Origin of the sequence: Mucilaginibacter gotjawali (genome assembly GCF_002355435.1) — a bacterium.
Lineage (GTDB): Bacteria > Bacteroidota > Bacteroidia > Sphingobacteriales > Sphingobacteriaceae > Mucilaginibacter > Mucilaginibacter gotjawali.
On record NZ_AP017313.1, the window covers coordinates 2,796,143 to 2,821,523 of the forward strand.

The following is a 25,381-nucleotide window of genomic DNA, read 5'->3' on the forward strand; positions in this document are numbered from 1 at the left end:
CATGATAAAGAACTATTTAAAAATTGCATGGCGTAACCTGGTAAACAATAGGGTTTACAGTGCGCTAAACATTTTAGGGCTGGCTGCAGGTATGGCCGTAGCGTTATTGATAGGCCTGTGGGTAGCAAATGAATTTTCGTACGATAAATTCCTGCCGGATTATAAATCCCTTTACCAGGTCGAGTTAAATTTCACTGATCCGCACGAAGGCGAACATACTCAACAGGCGGTTTCGCTGCCAATAGCCGATGTATTAAGGAAGGAATATCCTGAGGTGAAATATGTTGCTGAAACTGATTGGATGGGTCAGCATGATTTGTTAGTCGGCACCAAAAAGCTTTATATGAACGGCGCTGCCATTGGGTCTGATTTTTTAAAAATGTTTCAATACCCCCTGATAAAAGGAAATAAGAATGATGTTTTGAAAGATCCCTTTTCTATCGTATTAACCGAATCAACCGCAAAAGCGTTATTCGGAAATACCGACCCGATGGGGAAGTTGGTTAAGGTTGACAATAAATATAATTTAAAGGTAACGGGTATTATGAACGATATACCGAAGAACTCTACGCTGCAATTTAATTACCTGATGCCTTTCAGCTTTAACGAGGCGACCCAGGATTGGATGAAAAATGCGAGAAGCACGTACTACAATAACTCCTTCCAGATATTTGTACAGCTTAAACCCGGCGTAGATTATGCAACGCTGGCGCCAAAAATCAGGAATATTGTTTATAACGGCGGTCCAAAGATGCGTCCTGTTAAACCAGTGGTGCTTTTGCACCCGGTGGCCGACTGGCATTTATATGCTGATTTTAAGAACGGAAAGGAAGTTGGCGGATTTATAGACTATGTACGCATGTTCAGCATTATCGGGATATTGGTATTGCTTATTGCCTGCATCAACTTTATGAACCTGTCAACCGCCAGGTCCGAAAAACGTGCGCGAGAAGTAGGCGTAAGAAAAGCTATAGGTTCGCAGCGTAAAGACCTGATATTCCAGTTTTTAACAGAGTCTGTACTGATTACCTTTATTGCTTTCCTATTCTCTGTGCTTTTTACCCAATTGGCACTGCCATCATTTAATTCGCTTACAGGTAGTGAGGTAAGAATAGCCTATTCGAGCCCATTATTCTGGATTGTGATGATCCTGTATGTACTAATCACAGGTTTGTTAGCAGGCAGCCGGCCTGCATTCTATCTTTCGTCATTCAATCCCGTTAAAGTATTAAAAGGAACTATACAAATCGGCAAAGCAGCCGCGCTGCCACGAAAGATTTTGGTAGTACTTCAGTTTAGCTGCTCCATAGCTTTAATTATCAGCACCATTATTGTTTACCAGCAAATACAGTATGCTAAAGACCGGCCAACCGGATATAGCGCGGACAGGTTGGTTACAACGGACATGAGCGATGATTTAAATAATCATTACGATGCATTGAAAAATGACCTGCTTGCAACGGGAATCGTTGAAAGCGTGGCCAGGGCATCAAGCCCCATAACCGGCGTATACTGGCATACAGGTATCGAAAAATGGCCGGGCCAGGGTGTTGGCGAACTCGGTATAAATGTAGGCGCGGTATCGGTATCCGACAGTTATTTTAAAACGGTAGGGATGAAACTAGCTAAAGGTCGTGATTTTTTGACTAACTGGAGCGCTGATACTTCGAATATTATTATAAACGAAGCCGCAGTAAGGCGCATGGGTTTGAAAGAGCCGCTTAATCAGTTAGTCACTTTTGATGGCATAAACGGCCAGGCGAAAATAGTGGGTGTTGTGAAAGACGCTTTGATGGAATCGCCATTCACCCCCGTTGAGCCAACCGTCTTTGTTCACGGACGTGGCAGTAATTTCGCCTTGTACCGCCTATCGCAGCGCACAAACACCCACGACGCTATTGAAAAGATCGGTAAAATATTCGACAAGTATAACCCGGCTTATCCCTTTAGCTACCGGTTTGTTGACGACGAATACAATGGCAAATTTAACCTGGAAGTGCTTGTGGGTAAGCTCGCCGGTATTTTTGCCGGATTGGCTATTTTTATTTCGTGCCTGGGTTTATTTGGCCTGGCCGCATACGTTGCTGAGCAACGTACCAAAGAAATTGGTATCCGCAAAGTGCTGGGTGCGTCCATCACCCAGGTTTGGTTGCTACTGTCAAGAGATTTTATTTTATTGGTGATGATCAGCTGCGTAATTGCATGCCCGGTGGCCCTGTACTTTTTAGGCAACTGGCTACGCAAATACGATTACCGCATTACCATAGGCCCCGGCGTATTTATGCTGGCAGCCGTTGTAGCCCTGGTGATAACAATATTAACCATAAGTTTCCAGGCTATAAAAGCAGCGCTAAGTAACCCGGTAAAGAGCCTTAGAAGTGAGTAGGCAGTTGAGCTGTAGTAGTTGGCAATTAAGACTATCTTAATGACTAACGACGCGAAGGAAACGACCAATTCACTAAATCACTAAACCGCCTGCCGGCAGGCAGGCTCAATAATTAGTCCCATGATAAAGAACTATTTAAAAATCGCCTGGCGCAACATCTGGAAAAACAAGGTTTTTTCGGGCATTAATATTATCGGCCTTTCTGTTGGAATGGCAGCCTGTATTGTGATCATGTTATTTGTTTCGTACGAAAAGAGTTTCGATAATTTTCATACAAAAAACATTTACCGCTTAAACGAGGTGCAAACCATAGGAGCGCAGGGAGCCACACAAAAGGTAGCCTTGTCCATGTTCCCGATGGGACCCACAATAAAACAGGAATTTCCTGAAATAAAAAACTTTACCCGGGTGCATTGGGTGAATAAATACCAGCTGACTCAAAACACTAAAAAGATCTTCCTGCCACAGGCTTTTTTTGTTGATTCTACCTTCCTTAATATGTTTGATTTTAAAGTGATAAAAGGTGAGGGCAAAACGGCGTTGTTAAAGCCCCATAGCGCATTAATTACTGAAGAAACTGCCAGAAAGTTGTTCGGCGATGCCGACCCGACAGGCAAGATCATTACCCATTACGGTGATGACACCACCACTTTTGCCGTAACCGGTGTATTGGCCAACGTGCCGAGGAACTCACAACTGCAATTCGATGCGTTGTTTTCATTCAGCAGTATTTATCAACCATGGATGTTTACCAATTGGGGTGGTAACTGGCTCGACACCTTCTTCGAACTGGCTCCCGGAACAAATGCTGCAGCCCTGGATGCCAAATTCCCGGCCTATTTAAAAAGACACCTTAAAGGCGATGGCTGGAAATATTATAAACTATTTACCCTGCCTTTAAAAGATGTACACGCCAGCTCCGCCGATATCGGCCTTGATTATATTAATTACCAAAAATTCGACAAAAAATCTACCAACCTGTTTGCCGTTATCGCGCTGATTGTTTTGGTAATAGCCTGCGTTAATTTCATTAATCTCTCGACGGCGCGTTCTGCTGAAAGGGCTAAAGAAGTAGGCATTCGCAAATCAATTGGAGCCTATCGCTTCCAGCTTGCCCTTCAGTTCCTTGGTGAAACGGTTTTAATTGCTTTGCTGGCGCTCATATTCGCTGTTATTTTAGTTGAACTGGCATTGCCATATATCAATAGCCTGAGCGATAGGCATATCTCGTTTCATTTGTTCAGCAGTATTGAGGTTTTGCTGACCGTTCTTAGCGGAACAATTTTTATTGGAATAGTCTCAGGCATTTACCCGGCTATTTACTTGTCATCATTCCAGGCATCAAGAGTTTTAAAAGGCTCGGTTCAGGTGGGTAAAAACAAAGGTTTATTGCGGAGTATCCTGGTTGTTACTCAATTTGCCAGTGCAATTTTCCTGATGATAGCTACGGTATTTGTATTAAAACAGCTGAGGTTTATGCAGGAACAGGATCCGGGTTATAACCGCGATCAAATTGTAAACATCCCGCTGGACGGGATCACTACAAAGAAATACGATTTGTTTAAGAGTGAATTATCGGGTAACACGCTGGTTACTGGAGTAACTGCTTCGCAGGATATTTTAGGCAGTCATCTGGACCAGACCGGGGTTACCTTCAGGCCCTCCTTCGGGCCAAAACAAGATTTAGGTACAACCCTGTTGGTGGTTGACACCAACTACCTTAACCTTTATAAAATTAAATTGGCGGCGGGTAAAGATTTCTCGCGCGACAAAATGCCTGACTACCGGCAATATATTGTTAATGAAGCATTGGCGAAAGAATTGCTAAAAGATTTTCCTAAAAAGCCTTTGTCGTCATTAGTCGGCCAGAAGTTTGGATTTGATTCCTTAGGGACAATTACCGGGATCGTAAAAAATTTCAATTTTAATTCGCTGCAATATAAAATTGAGCCAATGTTTTTAGTGAGCGCAACGCATTCCGGATTCAGGGATATCTCCGTTAAGATAAACGGCCATAACACCACAGCAGCGCTGGCCTTCATTAAATCAAAATGGGACAACGTTTACCCGGATTATCCTTTTGAATACCAATTCCTGGATGATCATTTTAATGAAGTTTACAGAGCCGACAACCAGGTGAGCCAGATAGTGGGCATTCTGGCCGGGCTGGCTATTTTTATTTCTTGTTTGGGTTTGTTTGGCCTGGCTTCTCATTCTGCTGAAAAAAGGGTAAAGGAGATAGGGGTGCGGAAGGTTTTGGGAGCTTCGGTCCAAAATATAACCCTATTGCTGTCCGGAAATTTTCTCGCATTGGTTTTAATTGCAAACTTGTTTGCATGGCCAGCGGCTTGGTTTGCTGTGCATCATTGGCTGCAGGATTACGCTTATCGCATAAACATTCAATGGTGGGTGTTTTTGATAGCAGGCACAGTCTCCTTACTCATTGCTTTTGGCACTGTTAGTTTCCAATCCATTAAGGCCGCAGTTGCCAACCCGGTTAAAAGTTTGAGGAGCGAGTAGGTTAGTCAATCAGGATTTACAGAATTATTGGATTATAAGAATTAAACTGTTTAAGATTCTGTAAATTCAATAATTCAATAATTCAATAATTCTATAAATTCTGATTCAGGCAAATTGTATCATTACCGTACGCTTCCTGTCACGTTAGCGAACAGTAATTAACAGGGCTTTTGTTTGTAAGTAATTGATAATTAGAAATATAATAGTTTGGTATGTTATTGATACATCTGTGTTATAATGATGGGGCGACTGATCATAGTTAAATACTTATTAATAAATTAGCAATTCAAAGAACTTCGGATATTGCCTGCCTGCCGAAGGCAGGGATGTTCGGTGTCGGATTAATTTAAAGAAAGTATCAGACTGAAAATCAATAATTCAATCATTCACTCATTTAATAATTAAAAACACATGTTATCATTACAGCACGTATCAAAATATTACCAGGTTGGCGGAAATAAAAACTTCGTACTAAACGATATTAACCTTGAGGTTGATGAAGGCGAATTTATATCGATCATGGGCCCTTCGGGCTCGGGAAAATCAACACTTTTAAATGTTATCGGGATGCTGGATGAGCCCAGTGACGGTTACCATTATTTTGTTGGTAATGCAGTTCATCAACTTAAAGAGAAACAGCGGTCAGCTTTATATAAACAGTATATCGGCTTTGTTTTCCAGGCATATCACTTAATTGATGAGCTTACTGTTTACGAAAACATTGAAACCCCGCTAATTTACCAGGATTATAAAAGCAGCGAACGTAAAGCGATGGTTGCTGATATCCTCGATCGTTTCCAAATCGTCGGCAAAAAGGACCTTTTTCCGGCACAATTATCCGGCGGTCAGCAACAACTGGTAGGGATTGCCCGCGCATTGATAGCAAAACCCAAATTATTACTGGCCGATGAACCGACGGGCAACCTGAACTCCAAACAGGGTGAGGAGATCATGACGCTTTTCCGTAAACTGAACAAGGAAGACGGCGTAACAATTATACAAGTAACCCATTCTGAGAAAAATGCAGAATATGGGTCGCGTATCATTGATCTGCTTGACGGTAAAGTATCATCCTCAAGAAAATTCTGAACTACAAATTAATAGAACACGATAAAATGCGATTTAGTAAATATTATTTAACACTACTTTTTTTAGCCGGCGGTGTTTTGGCGCATGCACAACAGGATACCGTAATAACATTGCAGCAATGTCTTGAAATTGCCATAAAGAATAATTTAAGCGTGAAACAGGCATCGGTTACTGCTGAACAGGCACATATTGGTCTCAACCAGGCCAAGGAAAATCTGATCCCGTACATTAGTGGAGGCGCCAACCGTAACCTTACCTCCGGCCGTGCCCTAAACCCGGTAACCAATGCCTACATTACACAATCAGTAACTTCTGACAATTATAATTTAAGCGGCAATGTTACCGTGTTTAACGGGCTTGCGCTTCAAAATGCGATCAAACAAGCTTCTTTAGCCTATCAATCAGGAAAAATGGCTTACCAGGCCGCAAAGGACCTGGTTACCGTAAATGTGATAACCAATTACCTGATGGTATTGGATGCGAAAGAATTATTAAAACAGAATGAAAGCCAGCTGGCCGTTGCAAAGGAAAATCTTGACATTGCCGCCACCAAAGAAAATTATGGTGCAAATACAACGGCATCAACCTTTTCTGATTTAAAAGGCGCCTATGCCGGTAGCAAAGTAAACGTTGTACAGGGCCAAAATTCATTGGATGCTGCCAAATTAAGTTTGTACCAGTTAATGAATATTCCATATAATAAAAATGTGCAGTTACAGCCCCTAACGGCGGAGGACCTGGTAGGTGATAAGGACGTGAATGCAGAACAGGTTTATGAAACTGCATTGCAGCAGCTTGCTACAGTAAAAGCCGCCACTTTGATGCGCCAAAGCGCCGAAAAAGGAGTGCAATATGCCAGGGGGCTTTTATACCCTTCGTTATTTTTGGCCGGCGGAATAGGTACAAATTATTCAAACTTAAATACGCAGAGTTACTATAGCCAGTTCAGGAATAATTACGGAACTGATATTGAAATAGGCTTGAATATCCCGATTTTTACTAACCATGTGAAAAAGAATGCAGTAGCCCTTGCCAAACTTAATTTGTTGAACTATGAATATATTGAAGAGGGTACGAAGGTACAGGTGAAACAAAGTGTGGAGACCGCCTGGAGCAATATGCTGGCCGCGTATAATCGTTACAGCGCATTGCAGGATGAAGCAAATGCGTATGCCGAAAGTTACCGCGTTCAGAAAATACGGTTTGACGCAGGGGTGATCACATCAGATCTGTTTTTGATAGCAAAAGGCAATATGGACGCCGCTGAATTAAACTTAATTGCCGCACGCTATGACTACATTATTTACAGCAAAATATTGGACTACTACCAGGGCAAATTAACCCAATAAAATATTTTCAACATTGATTTGGATTATTAAATAATTATTTAATTTTATCACAGAAAATAAGATGTCCGGCCCACCATTAAGCTTGCTTTTTGCCTGGGCCGGATTCCTAATTTTTAGGGGTGGCGAACACATTAAATACTACAAAATATAATATTCCCCCGGGTGTTTAGTTATTAGTATTATCTTCTTACGCTATTAAAATAACCTCCTATGAAAAAATTATCCTTTCGCTCATTGTTTTTGGGGCAACTATCAGCCTTGCATCGGCCCAAATTTTGCCGGCATTCCAAATCGGCTTAAAAGCCGGGACAAATCTTTCAAGCCTTAATTCAACCGCATCCGAAACGTTTAGCGGCAGCAACCGTGCTGGCTATTTAGTTGGCGTTTGGACCCGTTTTGGCGCCGTGGGTTTTAATTTTCAACCCGAAATGTACCTCACTTCAAAAAATGTTGATGTTACTTCCTCAAGCGGCGGTGTTACCAGGGCGAAGTTTACCAGTATTGATGTGCCTTTGCTGTTTGGCGGTAAATTCGGTGCATTAGGCCTTGGGGGCAGGTTTTATACCGGGCCGGTAGTTTCTTTTGCCATTGATAAAAATCAAAGCTTCGATTCAGCAGCCGGTAAGGTTTTCTCGCTTAACTACCAGGATCAGAATTTTGCATGGCAGTTTGGCACCGGTTTGGATATTAAAAGGATTTCGGTTGATTTGCGGTATGAAGCCGGGATCACCAAGCAAACTTACGACGGCCGGCAAACAAGGATCAGTTTGTTTAACCTGAGTTTGGCTTATAGTTTAGTGAAGCTGTAAAGAGAGTTGTCTGGTTATCTTTGATACTCTACAGCCTGCCGCAAAGCAGGCTTTTTGCATTATTAAGCTGGCTTTCGTTCTGATTATTTTGTATTATATTTTACAGGCAAAGTGTCAATTTAGTATTATACTTATTGTAAAGGATACACATATATTTATCGGCAGGTTTCTGTTTGCCTGCTTTTGTATATGAGTAGTACCTGTTCGCCGAAATACCGTATAAATCCTTGCCTCTTAATTTTACTGGCAATACTCAGTTTTTTTCAGAGATCATCAGCCCAGCAAGTCGCTCAAAATGGCGCATCGTCTATCAGGCTTAACCAAATTGGTTTTTACCCCGATGCCCCCAAAATTGCTATTGTTTTAGGTGGCCGGGACAGCGTTTTTTATATCCAGACTCCGGAAAAGAAAACTGTTTTTAGTGGAGAATTAAAGCAGTCGGTAAAGCCTGACTTTGCCGGGAATAAAACGTTGATTGCTGATTTTAGCAGTTATCAAATACCGGGCAAATACGTGCTATTTGTACCTGGTATCGGCTATTCTTATCCGTTCGAAATAAACAAATCAGTATTAAAAAGCGTCGCCTATGCCTCCATTAAGGCGTATTATTATATGAGGGCCTCTATTCCGCTTAAAGAAAAATATGCCGGTAAATGGCACAGGGCAGAAGGTCACCCGGATACCAATGTTATTGTTCATCCGTCAGCCGCAACGGGTAAACGCCTTGCAGGAACTGTCATTTCATCGCCGCGCGGCTGGTATGACGCAGGCGACTATAATAAATACATCGTAAACAGCGGGATAAGCACCAGTACGTTACTTTCATTGTATGAGGATTTTCCAGCGTATATAAAAACTGTTAAACTGAATATCCCGGAAAGCGGTAATCATATACCGGATGTGTTGAATGAGGTTTTGTGGAACCTGCGCTGGATGCTAACCATGCAGGACCCAAACGATGGTGGTGTTTACCACAAGTTAACCAATGCTGCATTTGATAAATTTGAAATGCCTGATAAAGCTATAGCTCCCCGATACGTGGTGCAAAAAGGTACGGCGGCCACGCTGGATTTTGCGGCCGTAATGGCGCAGGCAAGCAGGATATTCGTAAAATTTCCGGGAGAATTGCCTGGGCTTTCCGACTCATGCATAAGCGCAGCTAATAAGGCCTGGGAGTGGGCAGTAGCAAACCCTAACGTGATTTATAATCAGGACGCAATGAACCAAAAGTTCGGCCCGCAAATTACAACGGGCGGTTATGGCGACTGGAATTTTAGTGATGAATTTATATGGGCGGCTTCGGAATTGTATGTTACAACCCGCGAAGCACGCTTTATAAAGGATATTAATTTGATGCCCGATGCGAAAATGCCTCTTCCCGCATGGAACCAGGTAAGATTATTGGGTTATTATGCTTTGCTAAAAAATACCCGTACAGCCAGCGCCGGTGTCAGAAAAGAATTGCCCGGATTGAAAAAAAGATTACTGGCTTTTGCCGATAGTTTGATTAAAGGTGCAGATGAAACTGCTTATGAAACAGTGATGGATAAATCAACCCGTAACTTTATTTGGGGCAGCAATTCAGTAGCGGCTAACCAGGGTGTGGCGTTAATACAGGCCTATATGGTTTCGAATGATCCTAAGTATCTCCGTTTTGCATTAGCTAATCTGGATTATATTTTAGGCCGGAACGGTACCGGCTACGCTTATGTAACCGGCTATGGGAGTAAAACACCTATGCATCCCCACCATAGGCCATCATCATCAGATGGAATTGCCGAACCGATTCCCGGTTTGCTGGCAGGCGGACCAAATCCCGGCATGCAGGATCATATTAAAGTACCGTCAATTGTTCCGGATGAAGCTTATATTGATGATGAACAGGCTTATGCAGTAAATGAAATCGCTATTAACTGGAATGCGCCGCTGGCCTACCTTGCCAATGCCTTGGAAGCATTGCAAAGTAAACTGAAACCATAATTAAAAATCAACCAATTTATATATAACAAATTTTTATTGCTCAATCCAAACCAACCAATTATGAAACGGATATTTATGATCGCCGCTTTCCTTTTTTTGAATTTGCTTATCCTTTCGGCACAAGCGCAAAAAACAGGTAGCGAAACAGACAAAAAGGTAGATGCCCTGATTGCCAAAATGACCCTTGAAGAAAAAGTAGGGCAAATGACCGAAGTGACCTCTGATGTGGTTTCAACCACCACCAACGGTGTGCATGAGATCGATCCTGCAAAAATAAAAGAGGCTATTTTAAAATATCATGTGGGGTCTATATTGAATGTGAGTGGCCATGCTTACGAACGTAAACATTGGTACGAAGTGATTTCGGCTATCCAGGCAGAAGCAGGTAAAGATCGGTTGAAGATCCCGGTTATTTATGGGATTGATGCCATCCACGGGGTAACCTACACGGTTGGCAGCACGCTTTTCCCGCAGGAAATTGCGATGGCCGCTACATTTAACAAAGATATCGCCTATAAAGCGGGCACCATCACCGCTTATGAAACCCGTGCAAGCTATATTCCCTGGAACTACTCCCCAGTATTAGATCTGGGTAAAAGCCCGCTTTGGCCGCGTATTTATGAAACCTTTGGCGAAGACCCTTATCTGATAAAAACTATGGGCGCTTCCATCATTAAGGGCTACCAGGGCAATGATATTAGCGATAAATTCCATGTAGCGGCTTGTATGAAGCATTATTTAGGTTACGGCGATCCGGTAAGCGGCAAAGACCGTACCCCGGCCTGGATCCCCGACCGTTATATGCGCGAATACTTTTTACCGCCATTTGCCGAAGCAGTTAAGGCTGGAGCGAGGACCCTGATGATCAATTCGGGCGAGATCAATGGCGTTCCGATCCATGCCAGCCATTATATGCTGACGGATGTTTTACGCGGAGAGTTACATTTTGACGGCATCGCGGTTACCGACTGGAGAGATATTGAATACCTGCACGACCGCCACCACATTGCTGCAACCCAGAAAGACGCGGTAAGGATTGCGGTAAACGCCGGCGTGGATATGAGCATGGTGCCTTATGAATATAGCTTTTATAACTACCTTATTGAACTTGTGCATGAAGGTAAAGTGCCCATGAGCCGGATTAATGAGGCTGTTCACCGTATCCTGAAGGTTAAATATGAACTGGGGTTATTTGAGCGCCCGGTTGGCATCCCGGATGATTATCCAAAGTTTGGTTCTGACGAGTTTAAAAACGTGAGCCTGCAGGCAGCAACGGAAGCCATTACTTTGTTGAAGAACAAAAATAATATCCTTCCGCTAAAAAAAGATATGAAAGTGCTGGTAACCGGCCCGACGGCCAATACCATGCGATCCCTGGACGGCGGCTGGAGTTATACCTGGCAGGGCGACCAGGCAGATGTTTTTGCAGCAAACAAAAACACTGTTTTAAAAGCTATCCGGCAAAAAATAGGGCAAGAAAATGTAAGCTATGAGCCCGGCGCCACTTTTGACAGCTTGCTGAACGTAAACGCTGTAGTAAATGCTGCGAAAAATGCAGACGTGATTGTACTTTGCCTGGGTGAGCTATCCTATACCGAAAACGTTGGTAATATTGACGACCTGAACCTGCCCCGGGCACAAACCGACCTGGCCAATGAACTGGCGAAAACCGGCAAGCCTGTTATCCTGGTTTTGGCAGAAGGCCGCCCCCGTGTTGTAACAGAAGCTGAAAGCCATTCAAATGCAACGTTAATGACTTATTTTAACGGCAATGAAGGTGGGGATGCCCTGGCTAATATCCTGTTTGGCGATGCCAACCCTTCGGGCAGGCTGCCTGTAACCTATCCGCGTTTTGCAAATGCTTTGGTTAACTACTACCGTAAAAACTTAGAGAACGGCAATTCTGACGATAGTCACGGTTATAACCCTTTATATGAATTTGGTTTTGGTTTAAGTTATACCACTTTCGCCTACAGCAACCTGCACCTCAGCAAGCCTGAATTGACAGAAAATGAAACATTAACGGTTACCGTAGATGTAAAAAACACTGGGCAACGCGAAGGTAAAGAATCAGTTTTATTGTACTCAAGCCAATCCTACGCAAGTATCGCCCCTGATTTTAAACGCTTAAGAGCTTTTGATAAAGTTAGCCTTCAACCTGGTGAGACCAAAACAGTAACCTTTAAAATCACCGCTAAGGACCTGGCTTTTGTAAACGATTTAAGCAAAACCGTAACCGAACCGGGCGAGTTTAAAATAATGATAGGCGACCAGGTACAAACGTTTAATTATAAATCTGATTTGGTGCCTGATAGGGCAGGAAAACTCTAAGATGCTTGATTGTAGCGCTACACATGCTATACCCTGCTACAAAGCGCTACATGGTTGATAGTTAACAAATTGAGTGCTGTCAATATTTTGTCACTTACAAAATATTGATAGCACTTTTTTCTATTTCCGGGCACCTTCCTACGAAATGGGCCTAAATAAAAAATGTCAAACAAACATTTTATTTTAAAAAAACTCTTTATATTTGTTAAAGCCCTTAGGGTTATACCAATTATAAATTTCTGATATGAAAAAAGTGCTGTCGGCTTATTGTCTTGTTTTGTTGCTGTCTGTTTTATCCTGTTCAAATAAAAGCGAGCCCCCTACGCCCACACCAACCCCCGCTTATACACCACCTGTGGTATCTGCTTCATTTGCAAAAGGCGCCGATATCAGCTGGGTTACGCAGTTTGAATCGACAGGGGTTAAATTCTATGATAAAAACGGCAATCAGCAGGAGCTTTTTGCCTTAATGAAAAGCCTTGGCTTTAACTCCATCAGGCTCCGTGCCTGGGTAAACCCCTCCGACGGCTGGTGCAATACCGCCGATGTAGTGGCCAAAGCAATCCGTGCTAAAAATGCAGGGATGAAAATAATGATCGACTTTCATTATAGCGATGTTTGGGCCGATCCGGGCCACCAGGCAAAACCTGCTGCCTGGGCTTCATTGGATTTTCCAACTTTGGTAACCACCTTATCTACCTACACTACAAGCGTGATGACAACATTAAAAAATAACGGCATTACGCCTGATTGGGTACAAATTGGTAACGAAACCAATGACGGCATGCTTTGGGAAGATGGCAGGGCATCAACCCATATGACAAATTTTGCCGCATTGATAAAAAGCGGGTACCAGGCAGTTAAATCAGTAAGTGCTGCAACCAAAGTAATCGTACATATATCAAACGGGTACGATAATACCATGTTTCGCTGGATGTTTGACGGGCTGAAAGCCAACGGGGCCACATGGGATATTATAGGTATGTCGCTTTATCCCTCAACAACAAACTATACCACCCTGGATACCCAGTGCCTGGCAAACATAAACGATATGGTAACCAGGTATTCAACACCCTGTATGGTGGTTGAAGTGGGTATGCAGGCTTCGGACGCATCAGACTGCAGGGCGTTTTTAACAGATATCATCACCAAAGTAAACGCTGTATCCGGTGGAAACGGCCTGGGGGTATTTTACTGGGAACCGGAAGCTTACAACAATGGTTACGGCTTAGGCGCTTTTGACAGCACCGGGAAACCTACCGAAGCATTGGATGCCTTTGGTGGAAATTAAGGTTTGTACCGGGGATTATAAATATTTAATTGGGATAATCTTATACCGCAGTAGCGATCGTTAATATGAGAAATATGGTAAAACATACAAAAAACACAAACGAGTAACTTAATGACATCCCGATCATCTTTGTGATTGTTCTCCATCTGCTGCGATGGTATACTACCCTTAATGATTTATAAATATACCAGGTAATTGCTATTACAGCGCCGAATGCCAGCCAGCCTGATACCACATCCCAGCTTTCGGGAATGATAAACTTCAGTATCATTAATATAGTAAGGAACAGGAAAATAAAACAATGCAGATGGAAGCTATAGATCAGGTGTTCTACATAAAACTTCTTATTGCGGTAAAAAGTTATTCTTAAAATAAGCGCAAACAGCGGCAGGAGTAAAAACATCACTTTCGGGAAGTTATGCTTTAAGCCCTCTTCAACAACCTCCTTTATATTTATTTTTTGCTTGTTGATAGCGTAAGCTTTTTGGTTATAATATCTTTCAAACCAGCCATCGCGTTTTGCTGCAGGCATTTTATGCTGATTTAATGTGTATTGCTCAAAGCTCGTATCAATTGCTGTGGGAGCAAACATATGGGGATCGGCTTTCTCCTTTTTGATCCGGTCACGCGCCATCTTTGAAGTGTCTTTAACAACCTTATTATTTATCACTTTATAGCCATTGTCTTTATAAAGGTCGTCGATGGCTTCCTTTTTTGCTTTTGCCGGAATGTACTGGTTTTGTTGAATTTGCTTTACAGCGGCGTTCATTTGCTCCGTTGTCATCTCTTTAAAATCAACTTTAATTACATCACCTCCCTTTTGCTGAAAAAATAACAAAAAATAAACCAGGCTGATGAAAATGTACATCTTAACCGGGTGCAGGTATTGCACCCGTCGGCCGGCCATATATTCATTAGTTAGAAAGCCGGGCTTAAAGAGCAGCGGTTTCAGCGTATGAAAAAACTGGTGGTCGAAATGAAAATAATCACTGATGGCGTGGTTCATCATGTGGCCGAAACTTTCCTTTATCTCCAGGTTTTCCTGCCCGCAGTTATGGCAATATTTTCCTTCGAGCGTGGTGCCGCAATTCAAACAGTTATTTTCGTGCCGGTAATGTTTTTTCATTGGGATTAACTATTCACTCAATTGTTTAAGGTCGATTTTGTAGTAAATTTAAGCTAAATCAGCCGCATGCTTAACTTCAATACCGTGCTTATCTCTGAACACAAACGGAAATATGATGGCTATAACTAAAGCATAAGCCGCAAAGGTGAGCCATATGCCATGCCAATCTTTACTTTTATCAGCATGGGTAAAAAATTTATCAATAATTAGCCCGCTGCTGAGGCTTCCAAAGAGCGCACCAAACCCGTTTACCATCATCATAAAAAGGCCTTGTGCGCTTGCCCTTATTTCAGGCGATATTTGTGTTTCAACAAATAAAGAGCCGGAAATATTAAAGAAATCAAAGGCCATCCCATACACGATACATGACAGAACGATCATCCATAACCCGTCCGCCGGGTCTCCAAAAGCAAAAAAGCCAAAACGTAACACCCAGGCCAGCATGCTAAACAACATTACATACCGGATCCCGAATTTACGCAGAAAGAAAGGTATGGCTAAAATGAAAAGCGTTTCAGAGATCTGCGATATAGACATGATGATAGCAGGGTATTTAACCGCCGTAAGATCTTTGTATGATGGTATATTTTTAAAATCCTGGATAAACGTGTCGCCGTAAGCATTGGTTAATTGCAATGCTGCACCTAAAAGCAGGGAGAATGCAAAGAAAATAGCAAATTTTGGCGTTTTAAAAAGAATAAAGGCATCTAACCCCAGTAAATTAACCAATGATTTATCACCTGTCTTTTTATAAAGGGGGGGCATTTTGGAAGTGTAAATGAAAATATACCGAGCGTTAAAGCTATTGCTGATGCGATATAAAACTGGTTGGAGGAAGTTTCGTTATGGGTGATGCTAACTGTCCACAGGGCAATAATGAAGCCTACAGTACCCCAAAAACGTATTGGCGGGTACGCTTTTACAACGTTAATGTTTTTACTTTTTAAAGCGGTGTATGCAACTGTAATGGATAACGACAGCGTTGGCATATAGAAGATCATATTAAGCAATATGACCCAAAAAAAGTAGTAGGATTGGTAACCAGCGGTATACAAAATAAGGTTAATGCACCTAAAATATGCATAGTGCCATACAGTTTCTCGGCGTTAATATACCGGTCGGCAATAATACCGGTAAGGGCAGGCATAAATATTGCGGAAATGCCCATCGTTGAGAAGATTGCGCCAAATTGCGCTCCTGACCAGTGTTTGTTTTGAAACCAATAGGCACCAATAGTGATCAGCCACGCTCCCCAGATAAAAAATTGCATAAAATTCATCAGTATTAAGCGGAACTTAATATTCATATGGGGCCAATTTTTTTAAAAAGATGGTCAGTAATATATTTAAAGCCGGAAAATAATGATTTTTCGGGATAAAATAGAGATTGGAGGCTGGAGATTAGAGATTAGTTTTAAAAAGTTCAAAAAAAGCATTTACAAGTCAATCTTTGTCCTCTGTTACGATGCTTTCCTCCGGTTTAATTCATCCCTGATCTTCGCCGCTTTTTCGTATGATTCTTCAGAAAGCGCTTCCTGGAGCCTGGTTTTTAGTTCATCAACGCTAAGCGAGTTGTAGCTGCCCGCAGGGCCGACGGTTGTTTTTTCTTCCGGCGGTTCGTTGATATTTTCCAGGTAAACAAAATCATTGCCTTCAATTACAATACCTGCGGTTGAAAGGATGAATTCGTAGGTGTAAATAGGGCAATCAAACCTTACTGCCACAGCAATGGCATCTGAGGTGCGCGCATCTATTTCCACTACCTTTTTACCGTCAGAACAGATCAGTTTTGAATAGAATATACCATCAACAAGGTTGTAAATAATGATTTCCTGTACGGTAATATGATAAGCTTTCGCAAAACTTTTAAACAGGTCGTGTGTGAGGGGCCTGCTGGGGGTCATTTTTTCAATTTCTATCGCAATAGCCTGTGCTTCAAAACTACCGATGATGATTGGCAGTCTTCTGCGGCCGCTTATTTCGCCTAAAACCAAAGCATAGGCACCGGATTGTGTCTGGCTGTATGATAAGCCAACTATATCCAGTTTTATTTTTTTCATGTCGTTACCCATCACTACTATTCCTGTTTTATGCTAATGCTTTATATTCTTTAATCGCCCCAATTAACTTCGGCACTATGTCAAACGCATCGCCAACAATGCCATAATCTGCCACTTTAAAAAATGGGGCATCAGCGTCCTTATTGATCACTACAATTACCTTGGACGAACTTACACCGGCAAGGTGCTGTATGGCGCCAGAAATTCCAATTGCAATATACAAATTTGGACTGACAGCAATACCAGTTTGTCCAACATGTTCGCTATGGGGCCGCCATCCCGAGTCGGATACCGGTTTTGAGCAGGCGAGTGCCGCGCCGAGCAAACCGGCCAGTTCTTCTATCATGCCCCAATTTTCGGGCCCTTTAAGCCCTCTTCCGCCCGAAACAACAATATCTGCATCCGGTAAAGATACTTTGTCGGTTGAGCGTACAATTTCTTTGATTATGGTAGTTAAATCAGATGCTTTAACCTCAGGATTAAAATCCTCCACCACAGCGGTCGACCCGGTTTCAACAACTTTATATGAATTGGGGCTGAGCGAAATTACTTTATTGGTGGATGTTAATTCAACCAAAGCATATGCCTTACCTGAAAATGCTAACCTTTTGATAATGAATTTTCCGTTGGACTGATCGGGCAGCGAAACCGCGCCGTCTGCTACGCCAGCTTCCAGTTTAACGCCAATTCGCGGCGCCAGTCCACGGCCCGAAAAAGAGTTGGATAATACCACAATTTCGGCGCCTTCTTTTTTTGCAGCTTCAGCAACAACAGCAGCATAGGCCTGGTTTACAAAGTTTTTTAATTTATCGTTGGAAACATTCAGCACCTTTTCAGCGCCGTATTTACCAAGACCGGCCAATTCCGCAGCATCTGCATTACCGATGGAAATTGCAGTAAGTGTAGTATTATTTTGGTTGGCGATGGCCCGGGCATAAGAAATCGCCTCAAAAGTTGATTTTTTGAATTTTCCCTCGGCGTTCTCGGCATAAACTAAAACCGGCATATATATCAGATAAGAATGTATTAATTAAATGTTTTAAATTACCCTTGCTTCTTCATGCAATAACCCCACCAATTTGGCAACTTCATCTGCAGGTACAAGTTTTACCTGCCCGCGCGGTGCAGGCGTTTCATAGCTGATCACTTCCGAATGTGTTTTTATCTCAACAGGCTCAACAACTGTAAGCGGCTTGGTGCGTGCCGACATAATTCCCCGCATATTGGGTATTTTGGGCTCAGCAACACCTTCGGCACAGCCAGCAACAATCGGCAGAGGCATGGTCAATACTTCTTTACCGCCCTCAATTTCGCGTTCAACCGTCACATTAGTTCCTTCAATTTCCAATTTTTTGATGATCGAAACAGAAGGGAGATCTAAAAGCTCAGCAATCATTCCGCCAACTTTTGCGCCGTTATAGTCTATCGATTCGCGACCGGTTAATATCAAATCAAAAGGGTTAGCCTTAACATATTGGGCTACCTGGTAAGCCACAAACCATGCGTCGTGCGGTTTTGCGTTGATCCGGACAGCATCAGTTGCACCAATGGCCAGCGCTTTGCGGACGGTGGGTTCGGTATTCACTTCGCCCACATTGATCACTGTCACTGATCCATTGCCGCCCTCAGTTAACTCAATAGCCCTTGCCAGTGCAATCTCATCGTATGGATTTAATATAAATTGCACGCCCGTAGTATTAAATTGCGTGTTATTCTCGCTAAAAGTTATTTTTGTCGTGGTATCAGGGACGTTACTTATGCAAACCAGTATCTTCATCGCGTTATTCAGTTTCTAAAAAGTATGACGGGCCTTGATCTGTAACCAAATATAAATATGAAGTACAATCAGGTTTGTGCAAATTTAGTTAAAAAAGATAGAGTTTAAAATGCAGACGAACAGATTAGAAAAGTTGCTTGAATTTATAAAGAACGAACCGGAAGATCCGTTTTTAAAATATGCGCTGGCAACAGAATATTTACGCCTGAATGAAACGGATAAAGCCCTGGCATTTTATGAGGACCTTGTTAAAAATCATGCGGGCTATACAGGTACTTATTACCATTTAGGTAAACTTTACGAAGCGCTGGGCCGAAAACAAGAAGCGATAAGCATATATGAAACGGGCATGAAGATAACCCGTGAAAAAAATGATAACCATGCCTTCTCAGAATTAAGAGCGGTTTATGATGAATTGATGGACTTTGACGATTAGTTCATTGGTTCATTAGTTCATTGGTGCCTTGATGTAAGGTAATGGACTTTGCACTAATGAACCAGTGAACAAATGAACTAATGAACCAATGAAGAAACGCCAGCTACTATTTATTCGTGATGTAATCATTTATACGTTTACGGCTTTTGGCGGTCCGCAGGCACATATTGCAGTTTTGCTGCGAGAATTTGTGGAAAGGCGGCGTTATATTACCGAACAGGAACTTATAGAACTAAATGCATTGGCACAATTGCTCCCCGGCCCTGCATCAACCCAAACCCTGGTGGGTATAGCATGGAAAGTAGGAGGGCTGCGGCTGGCCATTATTACGTTTTTGATATGGATCTTCCCGTCGGCTACGGTGATGTGCCTGGCAGCCATCAGCTATAAAATGTTTGCCGGGCAGGCTAAATTTACCGAAGTTTTGCGCTTTGTACAGCCGGTAGCGGTAGGCATTGTGGCTTATGCAACTTATACTTTTGCCCATAAATTTTTAAAAAGCCGCACGAGCGCCACCCTGGCTATTGGCTCGCTGATCGTGACGCTGATTTTGCAAAATGCTTACGCTTTTCCGATACTGATCTTACTGGGAGGTATCGTGTCTTCGGCGCTGGAGACGCCACGGGAGGAAAGTGAATTACGTGTTAAATTGTTTGCCAATGTAAACCCCAATAAAGTAACCTATTTTATCGGCATCTTATTATTGTTTGCTGCGTTGGGTGCTATTGTAAAGCAAACATCTGCCATCAGTTTACCGATACGTTTATTTGAAAATTTTTACCGCAACGGCATTCTGGTATTTGGCGGCGGGCAGGTGTTGGTGCCGCTGATGTATACCGAGTTTGTGCAGGCTAAACACTACCTCAGTAACTCCGAATTCCTTTCGGGCTTTGCGCTGCAGCAGGTTTTACCGGGGCCCACCTTTTCATTTTCCTCATTTTTAGGAGGTATGACCATGGGTAATAAAGGTCACGGAATTGTAGGGCAGGTAATAGGTAGCCTGGTAGCGGTTATTGGTTTAAATATGCCCGGGTTAATCCTGATCTTATTTATAGTTCCTTTTTGGGATGACCTGAAAAAGATCACCCGCATCCGAAACTCCTTAAGCGGCATTAACGCGGTTGCGGTTGGCTTTATGGCAACAGCTTTAATATTGCTGACTAAACCCTTTGGATTGAACTGGCTGGCCTATTTAATTATGGCGGGCACTTTTCTTTTACTCAATTACACTAAAATTAAAGCGCCGGTGGTCATCATCATCGGGATTGCTTTGGGCTTGATATTTTAACGTAGTTGTAAAGTGTTTTAGTTGTTGTAAGGGTTGTAAAAAGAGCAGATTACCATCCTACCTTCACCCCAAGCCCGTAAAACCTCCTGTTGTCAGTAATATCCCCTGAATTATTTTGCGCGATGTTGCGGAAACTGGCGAAGGCTTCCGCGTATTTTACCTTGTTTATTTTTACCTGTGAGCCAAAATAAAGGCTTTGAAGGGATACGGAATTAACATGCGGAGATGTTACACCGGCCCCCGGAACAAACCCAACCAGGGTAACAGGGCGCTGACCCAACTGGTATAACAGATCGAGGCCGGCAAATAGGTTTTTACAGGTAAGGCGATTCGTAAAACCGCCACTATAACGGTGCCCCGTGTTTAAATAGGAAGCATATGCAGCGGCATTAACGTTGGGGTCGGAGATTTGAAATTTTTCCTGGGCAATATTTAGTCCTGTTCTCCAGCTAAAATCACTTGCACGTAAAGTATAATTTAGTCCTATGCGGTTAGTAACCTCTTTTGCATAATAATAAATATAAACAAGTTCGTAACCATTGATACCAAAAGGGATATATTCCGGCAAAAGGCCCGGGCTGTAGCTCTGCTGGAAGTTGTAGCTGAATGAGATATTTTTGGATAATCCTAATATTAACCCTGCCTGGTAATTATTCAGTTCTTTTAAAGGATCAAAATTAGCTGTTGGATAAATGGGCAGGTTCCCAAAGCCGATATAACTTAAATTGTTCCCCTGGTTTAATGAAACACTTGAGGCGGATTGCCCCAATGTGGCGTAAGGGTCATCAAGTAAACTATTTTGGCGCGAAAAGGAGCCAAATACCATCAGGCTGATATCCTTCAGCCCTGCCAGTTTAAAAACATCTACTGAGGTTGACAAAAACGGGAATAGCCTCGATAGTTTATAACCAGGATTAAAATCTTTAGCAGAATTTAACAGGCTAACGAACCCGCCCTGCAAATTAAATACGTCTTTATAACTGATATTTAACGACGGCGTGAGTAAGTATAATTTAACCGTGTATTGTTCGCTTTGCTTGCTTAAGTTATAAGTGGGGATACCGCCCTGGCCGTAAGTTTGCAAATAGGATGCTGAATCAACAGCTTTATTATCATATTTCCTGTATGAAAAATTAAGTGCCGGTTCAAAATCAAAGCTGCCAGCTTTTTTATGATAAATCAGATTATCCTTCAGTAAAAAATTAGAAATTTTGTTATATGAACCCTGGAATGATTTTACATTTTCAGTAGGGTTGCCTGAAGAAACGACTAACAAGTTTATGGAGTCGGCTTCAAAATAATTGTAGTGTGAATAGGCTCCGGACAACGTGTTGGTTAAGCCCGGAATAATTTTACTATCAACAGAAATGTTGGAGCCGGCCATGTGTTCAGCAGCGCCTCCTTTTATGACGTTATTTTCCAGCGCTGATGTATTTGCATAATTATAATCGGCAGCGTAGGTGTCGGTGTGCGGCACATAATTTATTCCGAAATTTATACTAGTGCCTTTCCATAGAGTGGCATTTAAATACCCGTTAAATTTAAACCGGTCAAAATGAAAAGGATCGACTGAATTATAATAGTTCGATTTTAAAACCGGCATCACATCGTGCTGGTAGTCGGCAGAAATACCCATCTGTACCGAATTAAAATTTTTATAGCCGGACAGGTAATATTGATGATATAAATTTGAGGTGGATTTTGCACCTGCGGAGTGCGGGTGGTTAGCCATATTCACCAAACTGCTTTGCCCGGCAGCTTCAATGCCCTGTTTGCCGGGCCGGTTGGTTTTTAATTTAATAAACACCAGTTGCTGGGCCGGGCCGGCTCCGCTTACCTGTGCAATTGCGTTTTGCACCAGCGTTATTTCGTCCACGTCAAAAATACTGTAGGCGTTAACATCGGTGATGATGTTGCCGTCAACTACATACACCAGCGTCGATCCGTTTGAATAAGTGCCATACAGCCAAACGTTTATGGCTTCGGCCAGGTTGCTAAACTGCATTCTTTCGAGGTCGCTGCCTTTTATAGTAATACTTTGGGTGAATTGTTTTTTTACATCAATGCGGCCAAGGTTATACGATGAGGTATCCGTTTGGGCCTTGGCGGTAAAAAAGAAACATACAAATATCGCGGATGAAATGAGTATCGGTTTAAACATAATTGGAGGTTAAGATGAAGCTAAGGTAATATTTATATGGATACGCAAACAATGATAATTTGTAACAAATATTCAAGAATAAATTTATCTGAAGGCTGTTAATGACATTTAACTTCTTAGTATTGTATCTCAATTGTATCAACTTTAAGAATGAAAACCATCCGCTGGGGTATTTTGGGTGCCGGGCGCATCGCGCGAAAATTCGCCTCTGATCTTAAATTGGTTGAAGGGGCAGAATTAATAGCCGTTGGCTCGCGATCAAAGGCATCTGCTGAAGATTTCAGTAAAGACTTCCCTGTTAAATACACACATGACAGCTACCAGGAACTTGCCGGAAACGCTGAAGTGGACGTGATCTACATTGCTACGCCGCATAACCTGCATTATGAAAACACTTTGCTTTGTATAAACAATGGCAAGGCGGTGTTATGCGAAAAACCTTTTGCCATGAATGCCCGGCAGGCTGAACTGATGATGAGCCTGGCGAAAGAAAAGAAGGTGTTTTTAATGGAAGCTTTGTGGACAAAGTTTCATCCGCATTTCTTAAAAATGCAGGAAATGATAGGGCAGGGGCTGCTTGGCGAGATCAGATCGGTATTGATCAACTTTGGGTTTAAACCTACGCCGCCAGTCCCACTCAGGTTGTTTGATCCTGAATTGGGCGGTGGTACCGTAATGGATATCGGCATTTACAATGTTTTTATGGCGATGAGCATATTGGGTATGCCTGATCATGTAGACGCTGTAATGACACCCGCTTCAACCGGCGTTGATGAACAATGCGCCATTCTTTTTCGCTATCATAATGGGGCGATGGCGCAATTATTCTCAACTTTTTCGTCCAACCTTGCAACAGAAGCAGATATATGCGGCAGCGAGGGGAGGATCAGGCTTACTTCAAGGTTTTATGAACCATCATCCACTATTGAGTTTTATAAAGAACGGGCAGACAGTGTTGAAGTTATCCCTGTGCACAAAGAACCGGGTTTTGGTTACCAGTATGAAGCCAGGCATGTAAATGATTGTTTGCGGATCGGTTTAACCGAAAGCCCGGTAATACCTTTTGCCGATACGCTGTTGCTAATGCAAACGCTGGATAAAATAAGGGCGATTGCTGGAATCGGGTATGCAGCGGATGATGCAAAGTGACGATTGCTGCCAGGCGTTTAATGCCGGTTTTTTATTTTGGAAAAATAGATATGGCAGTAAACATTATAACTGTGATCAGCATTAGCAAAAAGAGAAAGCTTTTGATGCCATTTATTTCCATCCCGGGTTTTAGGATAAGGTTTCTTACCGGAACGCTAATTAATAACAGAAGGGAAATCAGGAAAACAAAGGCCAGGGCTAATTGGGCGCCAATACCCAGCGGAAATCTTTTATGCTCTCCGTTAAAGAATCTTATTATATCGTACAAAAACAAAATATTCCAAATCAAAAGGACCGCGATTGCAGCTGATTTCTTCACGGGGAAACTGCCGCCGGTCTGAGCAGTTACTACTTTAACAGCTACGTCGGCAGGAATGGGATTTGCATTTACTAAAAAACCAGTTTGCTCTATTTTCCTGATCAACGTTTCAGGGCTTCCAAAAGTCCAGAAAATCACTTTGGCGTTATATCCCGGTACCGTATGATTGATTTTTATACCCTGCCCTAAAACCGGGATTAATGTATAAGGTTCAATACTAGTGATGTCTGAAGGTCTAAAAACAAGGTCTCCGATAATAGATGCCTTTAGTTGTAAAGTTTGCCGGTTAACAATTAATGTTGCCATAGGCCAGGTGGCATTTGCCATTCCAATCCTTGCCCCGCCTGTCTCCCTGATCTCCTCCATTTGAATGTTTCGTTTTTGATTATCGTATATATAACTATACCTCTTAATGCGCGAAACGCCGCAGCTTCCACATACCAAAAGGATTATTAAACAGCTTGTTGTCGCTGTAAAACTGATTAATTTCTTCGGTAATCAAATACCGGGCAGATTGAAGACCGGGCTGGAAAAATTCATTTTGATGGATGACGGGCTTATCAAAAACCTGGTAATACCCAAACACATTGATCAGGTCCACCGCCTTTTGAAGTTCTTCGCCGCAAACCAGTATGTCTTTCAGGCCCAGGTTATGCATCCCGCGGGAGAAGACAATATTTCTTTCGTCAATGAATGAATTCGTTACAAACATTTCAAACAAGTCAGCCTCAACAAAATTGATGAGGTATTTAAGCCATTTTTGCTGCTCAAACGCTTTACCTGTAGTATCTATCCGAATCCCAAGGCCGCCTGCTTTAAGTATCGCGGCACCGGCAAGCGCTATTTGGTGTGCCTCGTTAAAGCTACCGGTTTTGCCGGTAATGTAGATGACATAATTATGGTTCCTGATTTTACTTAACCCGACGGTCGTGATGCCCGTAGTCTTCCCCAATCTTTCGAATGATTCGGCCATGTTTTCATCCTGCTCTTTTATTTCAAATTTGTAAAATTGCGCGGCCTGCGGGTGGATGAGCAGATCTCCAACTACCATGTAAGTGCCTTCGTTTACAGAGAAAACGGTATTGGCAATATCCTCAACATCTTTCCAGATACCGGGAATACACAAAACGGTATCGCAGGCAACAACAGGCGGGCATACCGCTTGCCTGATTTTTTTAGTAAAGGGCCACATAATTAATTAGGGTAAAACATATCAAACCTGGGTTTGAATTTATTGTTAAATCCTAAATAATAAATAGTTAACCGGATGAATTTTATCCACAAAAAAACCGCCAGCAAAAGGCGGTTCTT

General features: G+C 42.4%; 21 protein-coding genes. 11 read left to right on the forward strand and 10 right to left on the reverse strand.

Translation table 11 applies throughout. The features are described from left to right. The first annotated feature begins 1 nt into the window (after position 1). From MgSA37_RS12490 to MgSA37_RS12525, 8 genes are all read left to right on the forward strand, one after another. Entirely contained in the window at positions 2 to 2,386 is a 2,385-nt protein-coding gene (locus tag MgSA37_RS12490) for an ABC transporter permease (RefSeq protein WP_096352329.1), read from the forward strand. Positions 2,387 to 2,506: 120 nt separating this feature from the next. After that, positions 2,507 to 4,906: an ABC transporter permease gene (locus MgSA37_RS12495; protein WP_096352330.1), complete on the forward strand. Its 2,400-nt coding sequence runs from the start codon at positions 2,507 to 2,509 to the stop codon at positions 4,904 to 4,906. A 411-nt stretch (positions 4,907 to 5,317) separates the two neighbouring features. Next, positions 5,318 to 5,995, forward strand: a complete 678-nt coding sequence (locus tag MgSA37_RS12500; RefSeq protein ID WP_096352332.1) for an ABC transporter ATP-binding protein — start codon at positions 5,318 to 5,320, stop codon at positions 5,993 to 5,995. Positions 5,996 to 6,021: 26 nt separating this feature from the next. After that, complete coding sequence (locus MgSA37_RS12505; RefSeq protein ID WP_096352333.1) at positions 6,022 to 7,344, forward strand: TolC family protein; 1,323 nt, start codon at positions 6,022 to 6,024, stop codon at positions 7,342 to 7,344. Positions 7,345 to 7,619: 275 nt separating this feature from the next. Then, positions 7,620 to 8,153, forward strand: a complete 534-nt coding sequence (locus MgSA37_RS12510) for a porin family protein (RefSeq protein ID WP_232010851.1) — start codon at positions 7,620 to 7,622, stop codon at positions 8,151 to 8,153. A gap of 189 nt (positions 8,154 to 8,342) precedes the next feature. Next, the gene (locus MgSA37_RS12515) at positions 8,343 to 10,133 is read left to right on the forward strand and encodes a glycoside hydrolase family 9 protein (RefSeq protein WP_096352336.1); all 1,791 of its coding nucleotides are present in this window, start codon (positions 8,343 to 8,345) and stop codon (positions 10,131 to 10,133) included. Positions 10,134 to 10,193: 60 nt separating this feature from the next. Continuing rightward, positions 10,194 to 12,464: a glycoside hydrolase family 3 N-terminal domain-containing protein gene (locus MgSA37_RS12520; RefSeq protein WP_096352338.1), complete on the forward strand. Its 2,271-nt coding sequence runs from the start codon at positions 10,194 to 10,196 to the stop codon at positions 12,462 to 12,464. Positions 12,465 to 12,708: 244 nt separating this feature from the next. Then, positions 12,709 to 13,755, forward strand: a complete 1,047-nt coding sequence (locus MgSA37_RS12525) for a glycoside hydrolase family 53 protein (RefSeq protein ID WP_096352339.1) — start codon at positions 12,709 to 12,711, stop codon at positions 13,753 to 13,755. A gap of 40 nt (positions 13,756 to 13,795) precedes the next feature. Here the strand turns inward: MgSA37_RS12525 and MgSA37_RS12530 are convergent, their stop codons facing one another. From MgSA37_RS12530 to MgSA37_RS12550, 7 genes are all read right to left on the reverse strand, one after another. Further along, positions 13,796 to 14,881 (reverse strand): DUF3667 domain-containing protein, encoded by a 1,086-nt coding sequence (locus MgSA37_RS12530; protein WP_096352341.1) that lies wholly within the window; start codon positions 14,879 to 14,881, stop codon positions 13,796 to 13,798. Between the two features lie 48 nt (positions 14,882 to 14,929). After that, entirely contained in the window at positions 14,930 to 15,646 is a 717-nt protein-coding gene (locus MgSA37_RS29525) for an MFS transporter (RefSeq protein ID WP_317046639.1), read from the reverse strand. Further along, positions 15,589 to 15,882, reverse strand: a complete 294-nt coding sequence (locus tag MgSA37_RS29530; protein ID WP_394365398.1) for an MFS transporter — start codon at positions 15,880 to 15,882, stop codon at positions 15,589 to 15,591. Before MgSA37_RS29530 ends, MgSA37_RS29525 begins: the two co-directional genes overlap by 58 nt. Further along, positions 15,879 to 16,187, reverse strand: a complete 309-nt coding sequence (locus MgSA37_RS29535) for an MFS transporter (RefSeq protein ID WP_317046641.1) — start codon at positions 16,185 to 16,187, stop codon at positions 15,879 to 15,881. Before MgSA37_RS29535 ends, MgSA37_RS29530 begins: the two co-directional genes overlap by 4 nt. 153 nt (positions 16,188 to 16,340) lie before the next feature. Then, positions 16,341 to 16,940, reverse strand: coding sequence for a bifunctional nuclease family protein (locus tag MgSA37_RS12540; RefSeq protein ID WP_096357449.1), 600 nt, complete (start codon positions 16,938 to 16,940; stop codon positions 16,341 to 16,343). Positions 16,941 to 16,968: 28 nt separating this feature from the next. Continuing rightward, positions 16,969 to 17,946 (reverse strand): electron transfer flavoprotein subunit alpha/FixB family protein, encoded by a 978-nt coding sequence (locus MgSA37_RS12545; RefSeq protein WP_096352342.1) that lies wholly within the window; start codon positions 17,944 to 17,946, stop codon positions 16,969 to 16,971. Between the two features lie 33 nt (positions 17,947 to 17,979). Continuing rightward, on the reverse strand, positions 17,980 to 18,717 hold the full coding sequence (locus MgSA37_RS12550; protein WP_096352344.1) for an electron transfer flavoprotein subunit beta/FixA family protein: 738 nt from the start codon (positions 18,715 to 18,717) through the stop codon (positions 17,980 to 17,982). A gap of 109 nt (positions 18,718 to 18,826) precedes the next feature. Between MgSA37_RS12550 and MgSA37_RS12555 the strand changes: the two genes are divergently transcribed. Continuing rightward, on the forward strand, positions 18,827 to 19,153 hold the full coding sequence (locus tag MgSA37_RS12555) for a tetratricopeptide repeat protein (protein ID WP_096352345.1): 327 nt from the start codon (positions 18,827 to 18,829) through the stop codon (positions 19,151 to 19,153). A gap of 88 nt (positions 19,154 to 19,241) precedes the next feature. Further along, on the forward strand, positions 19,242 to 20,441 hold the full coding sequence (gene chrA, locus MgSA37_RS12560; protein WP_096352347.1) for a chromate efflux transporter: 1,200 nt from the start codon (positions 19,242 to 19,244) through the stop codon (positions 20,439 to 20,441). A gap of 49 nt (positions 20,442 to 20,490) precedes the next feature. Here chrA and MgSA37_RS12565 read toward each other — a convergent pair whose 3' ends face one another. Beyond that, the gene (locus MgSA37_RS12565; protein WP_096352349.1) at positions 20,491 to 22,602 is read right to left on the reverse strand and encodes a hypothetical protein; all 2,112 of its coding nucleotides are present in this window, start codon (positions 22,600 to 22,602) and stop codon (positions 20,491 to 20,493) included. Between the two features lie 150 nt (positions 22,603 to 22,752). Here MgSA37_RS12565 and MgSA37_RS12570 point away from each other — a divergent pair, with 150 nt between their 5' ends. After that, on the forward strand, positions 22,753 to 23,751 hold the full coding sequence (locus MgSA37_RS12570; protein ID WP_096352350.1) for a Gfo/Idh/MocA family protein: 999 nt from the start codon (positions 22,753 to 22,755) through the stop codon (positions 23,749 to 23,751). 31 nt (positions 23,752 to 23,782) lie between these two features. Here the strand turns inward: MgSA37_RS12570 and MgSA37_RS12575 are convergent, their stop codons facing one another. After that, positions 23,783 to 24,436: a hypothetical protein gene (locus tag MgSA37_RS12575; RefSeq protein WP_096352352.1), complete on the reverse strand. Its 654-nt coding sequence runs from the start codon at positions 24,434 to 24,436 to the stop codon at positions 23,783 to 23,785. Positions 24,437 to 24,479: 43 nt separating this feature from the next. Beyond that, positions 24,480 to 25,262 (reverse strand): hypothetical protein, encoded by a 783-nt coding sequence (locus MgSA37_RS12580; RefSeq protein ID WP_096352353.1) that lies wholly within the window; start codon positions 25,260 to 25,262, stop codon positions 24,480 to 24,482. Positions 25,263 to 25,381: the final 119 nt, after the last annotated feature.

What these genes read in the sequence shown, in the direction of transcription:
- MgSA37_RS29530 (WP_394365398.1), bottom strand. Translation starts at nt 15,882, where the DNA reads ATGATCTTCTATATGCCAACGCTGTCGTTATCCATTACAGTTGCATAC.
- MgSA37_RS12570 (WP_096352350.1), top strand. Translation starts at nt 22,753, where the DNA reads ATGAAAACCATCCGCTGGGGTATTTTGGGTGCCGGGCGCATCGCGCGA.
- MgSA37_RS12540 (WP_096357449.1), bottom strand. Translation starts at nt 16,940, where the DNA reads ATGAAAAAAATAAAACTGGATATAGTTGGCTTATCATACAGCCAGACA.
- MgSA37_RS12525 (WP_096352339.1), top strand. Translation starts at nt 12,709, where the DNA reads ATGAAAAAAGTGCTGTCGGCTTATTGTCTTGTTTTGTTGCTGTCTGTT.
- MgSA37_RS12505 (WP_096352333.1), top strand. Translation starts at nt 6,022, where the DNA reads ATGCGATTTAGTAAATATTATTTAACACTACTTTTTTTAGCCGGCGGT.
- MgSA37_RS12580 (WP_096352353.1), bottom strand. Translation starts at nt 25,262, where the DNA reads ATGTGGCCCTTTACTAAAAAAATCAGGCAAGCGGTATGCCCGCCTGTT.
- MgSA37_RS12545 (WP_096352342.1), bottom strand. Translation starts at nt 17,946, where the DNA reads ATGCCGGTTTTAGTTTATGCCGAGAACGCCGAGGGAAAATTCAAAAAA.
- MgSA37_RS12530 (WP_096352341.1), bottom strand. Translation starts at nt 14,881, where the DNA reads ATGAAAAAACATTACCGGCACGAAAATAACTGTTTGAATTGCGGCACC.
- MgSA37_RS12495 (WP_096352330.1), top strand. Translation starts at nt 2,507, where the DNA reads ATGATAAAGAACTATTTAAAAATCGCCTGGCGCAACATCTGGAAAAAC.
- MgSA37_RS12565 (WP_096352349.1), bottom strand. Translation starts at nt 22,602, where the DNA reads ATGTTTAAACCGATACTCATTTCATCCGCGATATTTGTATGTTTCTTT.
- MgSA37_RS12520 (WP_096352338.1), top strand. Translation starts at nt 10,194, where the DNA reads ATGAAACGGATATTTATGATCGCCGCTTTCCTTTTTTTGAATTTGCTT.
- MgSA37_RS12500 (WP_096352332.1), top strand. Translation starts at nt 5,318, where the DNA reads ATGTTATCATTACAGCACGTATCAAAATATTACCAGGTTGGCGGAAAT.
- MgSA37_RS29535 (WP_317046641.1), bottom strand. Translation starts at nt 16,187, where the DNA reads ATGAATATTAAGTTCCGCTTAATACTGATGAATTTTATGCAATTTTTT.
- MgSA37_RS12575 (WP_096352352.1), bottom strand. Translation starts at nt 24,436, where the DNA reads ATGGAGGAGATCAGGGAGACAGGCGGGGCAAGGATTGGAATGGCAAAT.
- MgSA37_RS12550 (WP_096352344.1), bottom strand. Translation starts at nt 18,717, where the DNA reads ATGAAGATACTGGTTTGCATAAGTAACGTCCCTGATACCACGACAAAA.
- MgSA37_RS12490 (WP_096352329.1), top strand. Translation starts at nt 2, where the DNA reads ATGATAAAGAACTATTTAAAAATTGCATGGCGTAACCTGGTAAACAAT.
- MgSA37_RS12555 (WP_096352345.1), top strand. Translation starts at nt 18,827, where the DNA reads ATGCAGACGAACAGATTAGAAAAGTTGCTTGAATTTATAAAGAACGAA.
- MgSA37_RS12515 (WP_096352336.1), top strand. Translation starts at nt 8,343, where the DNA reads ATGAGTAGTACCTGTTCGCCGAAATACCGTATAAATCCTTGCCTCTTA.
- chrA (WP_096352347.1), top strand. Translation starts at nt 19,242, where the DNA reads ATGAAGAAACGCCAGCTACTATTTATTCGTGATGTAATCATTTATACG.
- MgSA37_RS29525 (WP_317046639.1), bottom strand. Translation starts at nt 15,646, where the DNA reads ATGCCCCCCCTTTATAAAAAGACAGGTGATAAATCATTGGTTAATTTA.